Source organism: Bifidobacterium moukalabense DSM 27321, assembly GCF_000522505.1.
GTDB classification, from domain to species: Bacteria; Actinomycetota; Actinomycetes; order Actinomycetales; family Bifidobacteriaceae; genus Bifidobacterium; species Bifidobacterium moukalabense.
This window is the reverse complement of sequence record NZ_AZMV01000006.1, coordinates 52,356-66,234: the sequence shown is the minus strand read 5'-3', so window position 1 is coordinate 66,234 and position 13,879 is coordinate 52,356. Positions and strand designations below refer to the sequence as shown.

Annotated in this window: 13 protein-coding genes; 3 read left to right on the top strand and 10 right to left on the bottom strand. The window is 62.1% G+C overall.

Features of this window, described 5'->3' with window-relative positions; translation table 11 throughout:
- The 4 genes from BMOU_RS06385 to BMOU_RS06370 form a co-directional block, all read right to left on the bottom strand.
- Positions 1-1,193, bottom strand: a 1,193-nt coding sequence (locus BMOU_RS06385; RefSeq protein ID WP_235143736.1) for a S8/S53 family peptidase, incomplete at its 3' end; no start/stop codon positions are given.
- Between the two features lie 49 nt (positions 1,194-1,242).
- Positions 1,243-1,674, bottom strand: coding sequence for a hypothetical protein (locus tag BMOU_RS06380; RefSeq protein ID WP_034875934.1), 432 nt, complete (start codon positions 1,672-1,674; stop codon positions 1,243-1,245).
- A gap of 100 nt (positions 1,675-1,774) precedes the next feature.
- Positions 1,775-2,062, bottom strand: coding sequence for a WXG100 family type VII secretion target (locus BMOU_RS06375; protein WP_034875932.1), 288 nt, complete (start codon positions 2,060-2,062; stop codon positions 1,775-1,777).
- Between the two features lie 47 nt (positions 2,063-2,109).
- Positions 2,110-2,421, bottom strand: coding sequence for a WXG100 family type VII secretion target (locus tag BMOU_RS06370; RefSeq protein ID WP_034875948.1), 312 nt, complete (start codon positions 2,419-2,421; stop codon positions 2,110-2,112).
- A gap of 423 nt (positions 2,422-2,844) precedes the next feature.
- On the opposite strand from BMOU_RS06370, the gene BMOU_RS06365 reads away from it, so the two are divergent.
- Together BMOU_RS06365 and eccB are read left to right on the top strand one after the other, a co-directional pair.
- Positions 2,845-4,254, top strand: a complete 1,410-nt coding sequence (locus tag BMOU_RS06365) for an EsaB/YukD family protein (protein WP_235143735.1) — start codon at positions 2,845-2,847, stop codon at positions 4,252-4,254.
- Positions 4,255-4,288: 34 nt separating this feature from the next.
- Complete coding sequence (gene eccB / locus BMOU_RS06360) at positions 4,289-6,823, top strand: type VII secretion protein EccB (RefSeq protein WP_034875930.1); 2,535 nt, start codon at positions 4,289-4,291, stop codon at positions 6,821-6,823.
- Positions 6,824-6,837: 14 nt separating this feature from the next.
- Here eccB and priA read toward each other — a convergent pair whose 3' ends face one another.
- From priA to hisD, 6 genes are all read right to left on the bottom strand, one after another.
- The gene (priA, locus tag BMOU_RS06355) at positions 6,838-7,563 is read right to left on the bottom strand and encodes a bifunctional 1-(5-phosphoribosyl)-5-((5-phosphoribosylamino)methylideneamino)imidazole-4-carboxamide isomerase/phosphoribosylanthranilate isomerase PriA (RefSeq protein WP_034875928.1); all 726 of its coding nucleotides are present in this window, start codon (positions 7,561-7,563) and stop codon (positions 6,838-6,840) included.
- Between the two features lie 82 nt (positions 7,564-7,645).
- Positions 7,646-8,293 (bottom strand): imidazole glycerol phosphate synthase subunit HisH, encoded by a 648-nt coding sequence (gene hisH / locus BMOU_RS06350; protein WP_034875926.1) that lies wholly within the window; start codon positions 8,291-8,293, stop codon positions 7,646-7,648.
- A gap of 40 nt (positions 8,294-8,333) precedes the next feature.
- The gene (locus tag BMOU_RS06345; protein ID WP_034875924.1) at positions 8,334-9,023 is read right to left on the bottom strand and encodes a hypothetical protein; all 690 of its coding nucleotides are present in this window, start codon (positions 9,021-9,023) and stop codon (positions 8,334-8,336) included.
- Positions 9,023-9,622, bottom strand: coding sequence for an imidazoleglycerol-phosphate dehydratase HisB (gene hisB / locus BMOU_RS06340; RefSeq protein WP_034875922.1), 600 nt, complete (start codon positions 9,620-9,622; stop codon positions 9,023-9,025). Before hisB ends, BMOU_RS06345 begins: the two co-directional genes overlap by 1 nt.
- Positions 9,623-9,648: 26 nt before the next feature.
- Positions 9,649-10,824, bottom strand: a complete 1,176-nt coding sequence (locus tag BMOU_RS06335) for a histidinol-phosphate transaminase (RefSeq protein ID WP_034875919.1) — start codon at positions 10,822-10,824, stop codon at positions 9,649-9,651.
- Entirely contained in the window at positions 10,821-12,221 is a 1,401-nt protein-coding gene (gene hisD, locus BMOU_RS06330) for a histidinol dehydrogenase (protein WP_034875916.1), read from the bottom strand. The genes BMOU_RS06335 and hisD overlap by 4 nt, the downstream gene beginning before the upstream one ends.
- Positions 12,222-12,438: 217 nt before the next feature.
- Between hisD and BMOU_RS06325 the strand changes: the two genes are divergently transcribed.
- Positions 12,439-13,848, top strand: coding sequence for an MFS transporter (locus tag BMOU_RS06325; protein WP_034875914.1), 1,410 nt, complete (start codon positions 12,439-12,441; stop codon positions 13,846-13,848).
- Positions 13,849-13,879 lie beyond the last annotated feature (31 nt).

Genomic DNA, 13,879 nt, shown 5'->3' with positions numbered 1-13,879 from the left:
ATCGTGGTGTCCGTCCAATCCGGAATGCTCCGTGTACATGCCCTTGGTCTCCTCGTGCCCGTTCGCTGGCCTTGACCGCCCACTCCAGCAGCGGGTTCACGTCCGGATAGCCCGTCGGGTCGACCGACAGCAGGCGCGGCAGGTCCACCGCGCCGAACCCCCGTGCGATGCTCCCCGTCCAGCCTCGCCTCGCCCGAATCGTTGCCCCTCGTGTTGCGCACCAGGGACTGCAGGATCTGGTTGCCCGTCGCCTCCGGCCACTTCTGCACCGCTAACGCCAGATACCCCGTCAGGTCGGCTGCCGCGGTCGACGTGCCGCCATCGGCGAAGACAAGATCACGGTCACCGGTGTAGTTGTACCTCGGCGTGTCGGCCCCGGGGCTCAGGATCGACACGTTGCCGTCCATGACATCCGACGTGGCCGACACCGTGCCGTCCCGCGCCAGGGAGTTGACGGTCACCGTCCCGGGAAAATACTGGGTGTAGGCCGGTTTGCCCACCAGGTCGTACAGGCCCGCGTCGGTGGAGTTGTTCCGGCCGCTCACCAGGATCACGCCGTGGCGCAGCGCATGCAGGGCCGCCTGCGGATAGTACCAGTTCTCCCCACCGCCCCCGAACGACATGTTGATGATGCGCGCGCCCGAATCCACCGCGTCGGTGACGCTGGACTCGACCTGGCCGGCATTGTTCCCGTCGGCATCCATGCAGCCCTCGCCGGTGAAGAATCCGCCGATCGGGCCGGTGGTGGGGAAGCTGTCCGCGTAGGCGATCACCGACGCGTCCGGCGCGATGCCCTGGATGCCGGCGCCGCCGTCATAGCCCTTCCCGTTGCCCACGATCAGGGCGACCATGTCGGTGCCGTGGGTCATGTTGAACCCGTCGGCCGTGCCCAGCGTCATGTCCCGCTTCGACATGGTCCGGCCCTTGTCGTATTCGCCGTGGCACGAGTCGCCGTGCGAGAGCGCCAGCCTGTACGTCACGTCCGCGTCCGCCAGGGCCGGATAGTCCCGCACGACCTGGTCGTCGATCACCGCGACCTTCACGCCCTTGCCCGTCAGCCCGGCATCCCACGCGTCGCGCACGCCCATGTCCTCGATGCGCCAGTCGGCCGTCCCGTCCGCCGCCGCCGTCCGCGCGCACAATCCCGCGCACAGGCCCGCGCACAGCAGGCAGGACGTCAACGCCGACACCATACCGGGCAACCGCCCCCAACGCCCGCGCCGCACCACCACAACACCACCCCTACTCGGAAGACGACGAACCGGTGGCCACCGACCCGCCGTCCGAAGAGGACTCGTCCAACGTGATGATTTTCGCCATCCCGGATGCCGAAGCATGGCCGGTGGAATCCGCGGACGGCGCCGCCGCCACCTTGGCTTGGGCGTCATTGATGGCATCCACCTGTGATTCCTCGGTTTTGGTGAAAATGTCCACGGTGGTGTTCAGCCGCTGTGCATACTCCTGCACCGCCTCGTGAAGATGCTCCCTGGATTGCCGGAACGCCTGGGCGGACCGCTTGAGCTCCTCCTCAAGCATCTGTTCGAAGAAGTTGGCGTTTCCGCGCGTCGCACCCTTCCATTGGGCATCGACGTCCCGTACATCCTCTCCCATGTCGTTCAAATCATTCGCCTGGCTTTGCACCGTTTCAGGCTGCAGGCTGACTTCCTCAACCATCTGATTCCCTTCCTCCCATCACGTCATCGATATACAAGGCGGTGAGGTCGGGGCATTCCTCCCCATGCGGGATGCCCCGACCTCACCGAATTCCTATGCCTTAGAAACGTTGCGCGGACTTCGCGTCGGATTCGACATACTGCTGGGCGATCTGCGAGGTCACCTGGGAGATCTGCCCCAGAATCTGGTTCATCTCCTGCAGCTTGTTGGTCCAATCACGCTGGGCCTGATAGTAGGCCTCGCGGGCCGCGCCGTCCCATTGGTCGATCAGGTTCTTCACCTGGGTTTCGAGGTCGTCAAGTTCCTGAGAGATGCCCTTGGCGTTGGTGGCGATGTCGTCGGAAAGAACATTCACCTGCTCGGGGCGAACGGAAAAAGAGCTCACCATTGTTGTTTCTCCTTACGGTTTACGGGTTGTCGTGTGTGCCTCGTCCGTTAGCGCAGCAGGGCATCCAGCTTGAGCGTGCGGGACTGGCTTTCCTCTTCGTTCGCGGCCTGATCCTTGGCAGTGCCGGTCAGACTATCGCGCAGATCGTTGAGGATGCGATTCAGGGCGGTGGCCTTCTCCTGCCAGTTCGTCATCAGCATGTTGAATGAGTTGGCGGCGTCGCCACTCCAGAACGAGCTGAGTTCGGCTATTTTCGAGTCGATGTTCTTGATGCGGTTATCGATGCCGAGTCGTGCATTTTCAACCGCGATGGAGCCCTTGTCAAGGGCGCCTTCCTCTGCTCTGATTTTTTCCGCCATGTTGCGTTTCCCTTCCATAGAGAACCATTCTTGTTCGCGCCACACTGAATGATGATCAATGCAACGACTCTTCCCAGAGTAATTTAAGTCTACCGTTTTTGCAATTGTATCCCCTCTAACTCATGACGGAAATAAGACCCCCATATATCAATTACTTCCAGCATCATCCACATAAATCCCATAATTAAGCCCCAACCTTCTTCTGGCATACTTCCGATGACTTTCCACATTTCAGATAAGTCTTTACATTTGGTCACATGAATAACCGAAAGTTTTCAACAACACGCGCAGCATACCCCCTCCCTCCCATCGTCAAATATTGTCAGTGGATTTTGACAAAAGGAGTCTATACTATTTTTCACAGCAGAAGCCGCAAATATGGATTTGCCACGCACGTAATTTGCGAGAGAAAAGATAGAAGATATGAGTTTCAAGGCAAGTGCAATGCCATATGGACCCCCTGTCCACTCCCAGCCGACGGCCCCCGTTCCCCTGCCCCGCACCTCCGACGCGGACACATTGCGGCTGACGATCGTCTATAACACGCGTACCGTCACGCTTACGGTATCGAACGGTCCGATCGTCGCGGACCTTCTTCCGGATATCGCCCGCAGACTCGGCGTATTGGATCCCTCCATCGTGTATGGCGGATATCGACTGATCACCGCCGACGGAGAACCGCTCTCCCCGTCGCAGACCTTCGAGGAACAGCATGTACCCGATCAGAGCGTGCTCACGTTGGAGCCCGGCGCGTCGGTCGATACGGACGTCGTGTACGACGACGTGGTCGAGGCCGTCGGTGCGAGCGTGCAACGGGTCTATCGCCCTTGGACCAAGGACCACACCACACTCACCTCACTGCTCATCAGCGTGGGGATGCTCGCCATCAGCGCCGGCTGGTTGGCATTGTTCCCCGCTTCGATATGGAACGCCGCACTCGGCATCGGCTTCTCCGTGGTGCTGATCGCCCTGGCCGCATTGCTGCATGGCAAAGCCATGACCGTACAGGCCACCGTCATCGGATTGACCGCGGGCGCCTTCGCCGCCGTGGGAGGCTATCAGCTGACATCGTTCCTCATACCCGACCAGGCGTTTCATGCCCTGCCCCTGGTCGGGGCGAGCGCGGGACTGCTGATCGCCGGATGTCTGATGGCCGTTGCGGCCTCCAGCACACGGCCCTACGGGTTCATTCCGATCATCATCGGCCTGTTGCTGGCCATTCCGGGTGTGCTTTCCACGCTGCTGCCCGCATGGATGGCGGATATCTGGATCATCGCGACGATGCTCGCCGCGCTGGCCGCGAACGCATTGCCGTGGATGTGCCTGACATTCGCCCGCATCAGCGTGCAGAGCCCCCATAGCGACGCGGAGATCTTCGCCCTGCCGGAACCGATCGATTATGACGAAATCAAGCAACGCTACATCACCGGCTCCACCATGCTGTTCATCGGGCGGGTGAGCGCCGCCGCGATGTTGCTCGTCGCCATGCCGCTGCTCAACTCGCTCGACACACCGCTCGGGGCGGTGATCTGTCTGGTCGCATTCCTCGCCATGCTGCTCGACTCACGTCAGATCTATACGTTGCGTGAGATGTGCGTCACCGTAGGCGCCGCAGGCGCCGGCATCGTGATTACCGGCCTGATGAGCGTGCGTGCGCATCCGGAATTCAGCATTCCGCTGACCATGCTGATGCTGTGCTGCGCCTTGGCGACCATCGTGCTCACGCATATCACACGCAGACAGTCGCTGTTCGCCACCCGTATGGCGGACGCGGCGGAGACCCTGTGCATCATGCTGCTCCCGCCGCTCGCCTATCTGGCGATCACCCTGTGATACTCGTTGTTCTTGCCGCATAAAGGATGTTCTCATGGCAGATAAGAAGGATCTTTCCGAAGCGCAAAGCTATTCGCGGCGCCGGTTGGTCACCGCGTTCACCAGCGGCATTCCGGACGGCGTGGAGCTGACACCGAAGAAAAACCAGACTCCGGTGATAGTCGGCGTGGGTCTTACCGTCATCGCCATACTCATCAGCATGTTCTACGGCATCATCAGTCCCTCGCTGCCGTCCGGTTGGGAGAACAACAAACTCATCGTGGCCAAGAACTCCGCGGCACGTTACGTCAGCGTCCATGGCACCCTGCATCCCGTCATCAACGCCATCAGCGCACGATTGCTGATCCCCTCATCCGATTTCAAGGTGCTCACCGTTGACGACGACCAGCTCAAGGGCATTCCCATCGGCTCCACCATAGGCATTCTGGGCGCGCCGGACTCACTGCCGGATAGCGGCAATCTGATTACGGGGTCCATCAACAGCTGCGCCTCCGAACACGGCACCGACACGACCGTCAGCAACGACAGCGCAAGACGACGGGCCACCCGCGAGGCCATAGTCGCCTCCGTGGACGGCATCGACTATCTGGTCACCGGATCTCACCGATACCGGCTGCCCTCCGAGCCGACATTGCGCGACACCTATCTAAGGGCGCTCGGCATACCGCAGACGGCCGCCATCGACGTGACCGCGCAATGGATCAACCTGTTCGAGCAGGGCGACGCGATGGAACCCATCGCCCTGAACAACGAGGGCGAGACCATCGGCATACGTGGCGTCGACGTGACGGTGGGCGGCGTGGTGATGCAGCAGGGGGACGCCAAGCAAACCAGATACGTCGTGATGTCGGACGGATCGCTGTCCGCCCTCGACGATTTCACCTACGGTCTGTACATCATCGGAAAATCGGAGCGCCTCACGCAGCCGCGCACGCTCAGCGCCACCGATTTCCAGTATTTCTCCAATTCCGCGACATCGGTGATTCCCGATACCTGGCCAAGCGACGCGCTTGTTCCGACGCAAGGCGGGTCATCGGCGTGCGCCGTGTATCCGTTGAGCTCCTCCGGCAAGGCGACCCCGTCGCAGGCGCAATTGGCCATCGCGGGTGATCACGGCGCCCCCGCAGGCGGCAAGCGTTCCGATTCCGTGACAATGCGAGACGGAACGGGGGCATTGGTCCGGGCGGCGATAGGCACTTCCAGCGAAGGAACCGTATTCGCCATCGATTCCACGGGCACGGCCTACCCCATCCCCGACTCCTCCGAGGAAATACTCAAACGTCTCGGCTATTCCGACGATGACGTTCGCACCATTCCGCGCGCATGGATCGATGTGTTCCCCCAAGGCGTGCGGCTTACCACCGCGGCTGCGGGCTCGGCTCCGACCGCCTCCGCCGATGCGTCTGCCATGTCGGTCGACGCCGCCATGGCGGACGCGCAGGAGCAATGCCAGGCGGGCGTGGAAAACTACATCACGCAACAGCCGTGGACCAATGACCTGTTCGATCTGGACACCCTGCATCGGCAATCCACCGGTGAGGGCGTAACCGTCGCGGTCATCGATTCGGGTGTGGACGTGGACAATCCGCACCTCAAGGACGCCGTGATTCCGGGAATCAGCTATCTTGCGGACGATCCCACCAATGGCATGACCGACACCTACAGCCACGGCACCGCGGTGGCCGGCATCATCGCCGCCCGCGAGGTGCAGGGTTCCTCGGTGCGGGGGCTCGCCCCGCAAGCCACCATCCTGCCGATTCGGGTTTTCGAGAACATCCGCGAGGAGAACGGCAGGCAAACGGGCGCACCATCCATGGAAACGGTCAGTCAGGCCGTAATATACGCGGTCGACCACCATGCGCAGATCATCAACATCTCACTGAGCGACACCCGTGATGTTCCGCAGATGAAGGAGGCCGTGCAATACGCGGAGTCACATGGAAGCCTTATCGTCGCCAGCGCAGGCAACCGCCTGACCTCCACCAGCACCAAGGATGGCGAACGCTACCCCGCCGCCTATGACGAGGTCATCGGCGTCACCGCGCTCAATACCGAATTGAACGTCACCGATGATTCCGTTCATGGCGACCAAGTGGACATTGCGGCGCCAGGCATGATGACGGCATCCACCATTCCGGGAGGCGTGGATTGCGCGTTCGCGACGGATACGTCATCCACAAGCTTCGCCACCGCCTACGTGAGCGCCGAGGCGGCGTTGATCGCCGCACGGTATCCGAACGAAACGCCGGCCCAATGGAGGCAACGCATTCTCGTCTCGGCGAACCGCTCCAATTCCGATCAACGCGACTCCACCGTCGGATGGGGCATCATGGATCCGCAGAGCGCCCTGGCGCTGTCCCTATCCGATAATCTGCGAGGCCCGCAGCTCAACGGCGAAGCGGCGGCACGGCACGGCACGGCAACAGCGAGCAAACCGCTCGTACTGCACGGGCGGCACGATTCGGATGCCGCCATGAAGATTCTCGCCGGTGCCGCCACCGTGACGGTGCTCTGCATATGCGCCGTCGCCTGGCTGCTCGCCCTCCGACGACGCGCGGACGGGCGATAGCGTTCGGACCGTCCCTACCGTGCGACCTCGAGGGCTTCCTCGAGACTGAAGGCACGGGCGTAGAGCGACTTGCCGAGAATCGCGGAATCGACGCCCAGCTCGGCGAGCGCCTTGATGTTGCGCAGATCGTCGAGCTTGGAGATGCCGCCGGATGCGGTGACCTTGGCATCGGTGCGTTCCGCGACTTCGCGAAGCAACTCGATATTCGGGCCGCTCATCATGCCGTCGCGTGCCACGTCGGTGACCACATATCGCGAACAGCCGGCGGAGTCAAGGAACTTCATGGTCTCGAACAGGTCGCCGCCTTCCTTCACCCAACCGCGGGCGGCAAGGGTATGGCCACGCACGTCGAGGCCGACGGCCACGCGGTCGCCGTACTTCTCGATCACGGATGCGGTCCAATCCGGATTCTCAAGCGCCGCGGTACCGATGTTCACGCGGGCCGCTCCGGCTTCAAGGGCCGCATCAAGCGAAGCGTCGTCACGGACGCCGCCGGACATTTCGATATTGACCTTATCGCCAAGCTCCCTGACGATGGCGCTCAGCTGATCGCGGTTATCGCCCGTGCCGAAGGCCGCATCGAGATCGACCAGATGGATCCATTGCGCTCCCGATTCCACCCATGTGCGGGCGGCCTCCAGCGGGGAACCGTAGTCGGTTTCGGAACCGGACTCACCCTGACGCAGGCGCACCGCCTTGCCGTCACGGACATCGACTGCGGGAAGCAGCGTCAAAGACATGTCATTACCTCTCTTCTCAAATCAGCAATCTGCAAATCGGCGGGCGGGGAAAATACGAAAATCGCCGATAACCGAACGAATATCAGAACGTCGCGATCCAATTGCGCAGCAGTTGCGCGCCGGCTTCGGCGGATTTCTCCGGATGGAACTGCGTGGCGGACAGAGGCCCTCGTTCATAGGCGGCGACGAAACGGCTACGGCCGTAGGTGCACCAGGTCACATGTTCCTCGGCGTCGCCGAAATCGATCTGGTCGGCGGACGTGTCGGCCGGTGCCGCGCTCATCGCGGCGAAGGAATGCACGAAATAGAACCGCTCGTGCTCCACGCCCTTCATGAGAACGGAACCTTCCGGGGCCTCGACGGTATCCCAACCCATATGCGGCACCACATCGGCGTCAAGCAGCTCCACGTCTCCCCTGACCAAGCCAAGGCCGGGAACGCCGTCGCCATGCTCCATGCCGCGTTCGAACATGATCTGCTCGCCCACGCATACGCCGAGCACGGGGCGGCCGGCGCGCAGACGGTCCTTGATGACCATGTCGCCGCCGACGCCCGTGAGACCTTCCATGCAGGCCGCGAAGGCACCCACGCCCGGCACCACGAGGCCGTCGGCCTGCAGAGCCTGCCGATGGTCGGAGGTGAGCGTCACATCAATGTCAAGATTGGCCAGCGCACGCACCATGGAGCGCACGTTGCCGAAACCATAGTCGAAAACCACAACGGAAGTCATGGGCGTTCTCCTTTGTTCGATTGGTCCGGTTGTCCGAAAGCTATTCGATGGCGGAACCGCCGCGTCCGAATCTCGTATGTTCGGCGATGACCTTCATGGCGCCATCATGATCAAGTCCAGCCGAATCCACGATGGTAAGACCGGTGTCCCTGAGTCCGTCCAGATCGGTGATGCCGAGCATGAGGTCCTCCACGAACGATGCCGTGGAGGTGAACAGCACCGGCGGAGCGAAGGTCTGGCCGGATTCACCCTCCACATATAATGTGGCCTCGAGCTTGTCCGCACGGTTCACCGCAAGGATCACCGGCATGCCGGACACCACCGTGGTGATGTCTTTGGCGGCCGCCTCGGGACCGTCGCCATCCAGATTGCGCAGTATGGCGACGGCACCCTGTTCGGAGCCGACGCATTGCGCGGAGATGTCGGAGATCTGGCAGAAGGCGGCAAGCAGCTGCGGCGAGGTCAGTCGGGTGATGATCACCGCCGTCTTCGCACGGTTGCCGAGCAGACCCTGCAGCTCGTCCTCGAATTGAAGGGAGGATCGTGCCGCGTCCAACACGTCATCGGCGTCGCTTTCGTCATCGCTTTGCCCGGCCTGCGATTGCTGCTTGGCCGCCTCGGCCTCGTTGAACTCCCGCTCGAATCCCGCCATGGCGGCTTCCAGCTCCTCCTCGCTGAAATGCATGTCGTCGGCGTTGAAATCGTCCGGATTCAGATCCTTATCGTCCATCACAGAGCACCCTTGGTGCTGGGGATGCCGTCCACGCGGGGATCCGGTTCGATGGCATAGCGCAACGCACGTGCCAATGCCTTGAATTCGGCTTCGGCGATATGGTGGGGATCACGTCCGGCGAGCACCTGCAGATGCAGGCAGATGCCCGCGTGGTTGGCGATGGATTCCATGACGTGACGCACGAGCGAACCCGTGAAGTGACCTCCGATCATGCAGTATTCGAAACCTTCCGGTTCGCCGCTGCACACGCAGTACGGCCTGCCGGAGATGTCGACGACCGCCTTGGCCAGCGCCTCGTCCAACGGTACGGTGGCATCGGCGAAACGGCGGATGCCACGCTTGTCGCCAAGTGCCTGTCTCAGCGCCTCGCCGAATACGATGGCGATGTCCTCCACGGTGTGATGCGCGTCGATATCGGTGTCACCGGTCGCCTTGATGGTCAGATCGATCAGCGAATGCTTGCCGAGCGCGGTCATCATATGGTTGTAGAACGGCACCGACGTGTCGATGTCGGTCTTGCCGGTGCCATCGAGGTTCAGGCTCAGTTCAACCTTGGATTCGCTGGTTTCACGAACGATGGTTGCGGTACGCGCCATGGTTGCGACTCCTTTATTGGTATGGTTCAGTCCTGTTCCACAATACGCAGCGCTTCGACCAACGCTTCGCGGAAACGCGCCATCTCCTCGTCGGTGCCCATGCATACACGCACCCAGCCGTCGGGTCCGACCACGCGGATGAGCACGCCGCGCTTGAGCAGTTCGTCGAAGATACGCTCGCGATCGTCGAAATGGCCACCGAAGAGAATGAAGTTGGACTGCGTTTCAGCGGTTTCGAGCGGCCTCCCCTTGTAGGTCTGTTCGCGAAGCCATACGGCGGTGGCGTTGCGGGTCTCACGCAGATGGGCCACACGGCTGAGCTGCTCATCGGTATGCTCGAATGCCGCAAGGGCCGCCGCCTGGGTCACGGCGGACAGATGATACGGCATGCGCACGATGCGCACGCAGTCGATGATGCCCTTGCTGGCCGCGAGATAGCCGACGCGCGCGCCCGCGAAGGCGAAGGCCTTGCTCATGGTGCGGCTTACGGCGAGATTGCCGTACTCGTCGATGAGCTCAAGCGCGGTTGGTGTGCCCGGATCGCGGAACTCCACATAGGCCTCGTCCACCACGACCACCGGATGCACACCTTCGGCGGCTCCTGCGACCTCGACGGTTTTGGCGGTCTCGAGAACGCGCCTCAGGTCATCCATCGCAAGCGGCGTGCCGGTAGGATTGTTCGGGCTGGTGAGCACGATCATGGCCGGCTTGACGTCACGAATGGCTTCGATGGTGTTTTCGACGTTCAGTGAGAAATCCGCATTACGGTGGGCGAGCCTCCACTGGGTGAAGGTGTCGCGCGCATATTCCGGATACATGGAGTACGTCGGATCGCAGCCAAGGGCGATGCGTCCCGGACCGCCGAAGGCCTGGAACAGCTGCAGCATGATCTCATTGGAGCCGTTGGCGCCCCACAGCTGATCCACAGCCAGATCGACGCCGGATTCCTTCTTGAGATAGTCGCGGAACGCCTGACGCAGCGCGATATGCTCGCGATCCGGGTAGCGGTTGAGGGTCGGGGCGATCTCCTTGACGCGCTGTGCGATGGTTTCGATCACCGCCGGTTCCGGTGCATACGGGTTTTCGTTGACGTTGAGGCATACCGGCACGTCAAGCTGCGGAGCGCCATATGGTTCCTCGCCGATCAGGTCATTACGCAGCGGCAGGTATGCCGGAATCGCATTGCCGGAGGTTTCGCTCATCGCAGGCCCGCCTGTTCTTCCTGTTCCTTGATGGTCGCCTTATCGTATGGATCGTCGATGAAACGGCTGAGCACGCACTCACCGTGGGCCGGCAGATCCTCGGAGACGGCGAAGGCGTTCACGCGTGCGGCGAGGGTCTTCAGGCCCTGTTCGTCGTATTCGATGACTTCGACCGGCTTCATGAAGGTGTGCACACCGAGACCGGAGGCGAAACGTGCGGTGCCGGAGGTCGGCAGCACATGGTTGGAGCCGGACATGTAATCGCCCAGCGGCACCGGGGAATACGGGCCGCGGAAGATGGCGCCGGCGTTACGGATCCTGGCGATCACGGCATCCGGATCGGCGGTCTGGATCTCGAGATGCTCGGCCGCGTACGCGTTGGCCGCGTCAATGGACTGCTCGATGCCGTCGGTCAGAATGATGCCGGACTGGCGGCCACGCAACGATGTTTCGACACGCTCGGCATGCTCGGTACGCGGCACACGGTACTTGAGATCCTCCTGCACTTTGGCGGCGATCTCCTCGCTGTCGGTGATGAGCACGGAACCGGCAAGCTCGTCATGTTCGGCCTGACCGATCAGATCGGCCGCGAGCCAGCTCGGGTTGGCGCCCCCGTCGGCGATGATGGCGATTTCGGTCGGGCCTGCGACGGCGTCGATGCCGACGATGCCGGAGACCATGCGCTTGGCGGTGGCCACGAAGATGTTGCCCGGACCGGTGATCTTGTCGACCGGATCGCACAGGATCTCGCCATCCTGAGGTTCGGAGCCCTTGGCACCATAGGCGAACATGGCCACGGCCTGGGCGCCGCCGACCGCGTAGACCTCATCCACGCCAAGGATGGAGCAGGTGGCGAGAATGGTCTTGTCAGGCAGGCCATCGGCGTTGTTGCGGCTCGGCGGGGTTGCGATGGCAAGGGATTCGACGCCTGCGGCCTGCGCCGGCACCACGTTCATGATCACGGAGCTCGGGTATACGGCCTTGCCGCCAGGCACGTACAGACCGACGCGCTGCACCGGAATCCAACGCTCGGACACGCGGGCGCCTTCGGCCAGATCGGTGTGGAACGGGGCCGGCACCTGGGAGGCGGACACGGCGCGGGAACGACGCACGGATTCCTCGATGGCGGCACGCACCTCCGGATCAAGCTCGTCGACGGCGGCCTTCATGGCCTCGACCGGCACACGCAGGTTCTCGGGGCGAATATGGTCGAACTTCTCCGCGAAATCGCGAAGGGCCGCAGCGCCGCGGGCCTTCACATCGTCGAGAATCGGCTGCACGAGTTCGGTGGCCTCGTTGGTACCCATCTCGGCGCGCGGCATGGCATCCAGCATTTCGGCCCGGGTCAGCTTCCTACCGCGCAGATCAATGATTCGCATATAGTTTTCTTCGCTCATAACGCCCCATCGTAACAATGTCGGGTCACGAGACCTGTCATAAATCCCACGTTCAGCCGCATTGTGAGACGTTCCCGCCTGATGGCCGCGGCCGGCCACCCTCGGATCCCACGATCATAGGGTGGTCGCACCTTGGTGTGTTACGGGAGCGGCGTTACATGGCGATGCTAGCTTGCATTGGTAATCAACCGTGATTACGACGGCAAGGAGAACCGCCATGTCCCAGACGTCACCCGTATCGACGACACCCGAAAACATCAATGGCGCCAGACCGAGATTCTTCTACGGGTGGTGGATCGTCATCGGCGGCTTCCTGATGATGTGCACCTGCTATACGACATTCGTGAACTGCTCGTCACTGTTCCAGGCGCATATCGTTTCCGATCTGCACATGACCATCGGCCAGTACAATACCGGAACATCGCTGGCATCGCTGATCTCCATCGTGGCGACACTGTTCATGGGCACGCTTATCGACAAACTCGGAGCCCGCCAGATCGCCTCGTTCCTGGTGATTCTCTCGGCGCTCCTGCTGTTCGGCTATTCCGCCGTCACCGCCGCATGGCAGGTGTACGTGCTCGCAGCCGTCTCCGGTACGCTCATCACCTCCGGCGTACGCCTGTTCATTTCCGTGGTGGTGACCAACTGGTTCAATCTGAAACGAGGCCTTGCCGTCTCCGCGGCATTGTGCGGTTCCGGTTTCGGAGGCATGATCCTCTCCCCGATCGCCAGCACCATCATCGCCGACCACGGTTGGCGCACCGCCTACGTGGCGCTTGGTGTGATCTGTCTGGTCGCCGCGTTGCCGATCCCGATCATCTTCTTCCGCACCAGGCCGAGCGAGAAGAACCTGCTGCCGCTCGGCGCCGAAATGAGCGAGGATGAGGTCAAAGAGGCCGAACGTAGGAGCGGCCATTCGTTGTCCGAGGTGAATGTAGCCGTCGGCTGGAAGGTGTTGCGCAAACACGCCGGATTCTGGCTGTTGGTGCTCGGCTTTCTGTTCGTCGGCGTCATCAACGGCGCGGTTTCCGTGAATATGGTCTCCAACATGACTTCCGTGAACAATGACGGCACCGAAGTGATCACCGGTGGCCATAGCGTGGTCTGGGCCGGTTACATCATGTCGCTGTACATGGGTGTGGTATTGGTCGCAAAAGTCGCATTGGGCTGGATCTTCGACCGTTTCGGCATGGCGGGCGGCGTGCTCGTCGGTTCCGTGTCCTGCCTGTTCGCCTGCCTGTTCCTGTGCTTCCCATCCACGAACTGGGGGCCGGTTCTCGCCGCGATCTTCTACGGTATCGGCACCTGCACCGCCACGATCGGTCCGTCCATCATGATTTCGCACGAGTATGGCCGTCGCGACGTCGGCAAGCTGACCGGCATCGCGGTCTCCGCCACCGCGCTCGGCGGCATCATAGGCGCGATCGTTTCCGGCATCGCCTTCGACGCGGCGCTCTCCTTCACCCCGGCATGGATCATCGGCATCGTCTGCTCGGTGTTCATGGGCGTGACGCTGATCGCCTCGGCCGGCATGGCCAAGGGTGTGGTCGCCAGGTGCATCGCCAGTGGCGCCCCGCATATCGATGCCGAAGGCAACATCATCGAAGAGGCCCAGGAGGAGGCATAGGCGAAGGCTTAGCCCGGACCGGCCGCTCCAA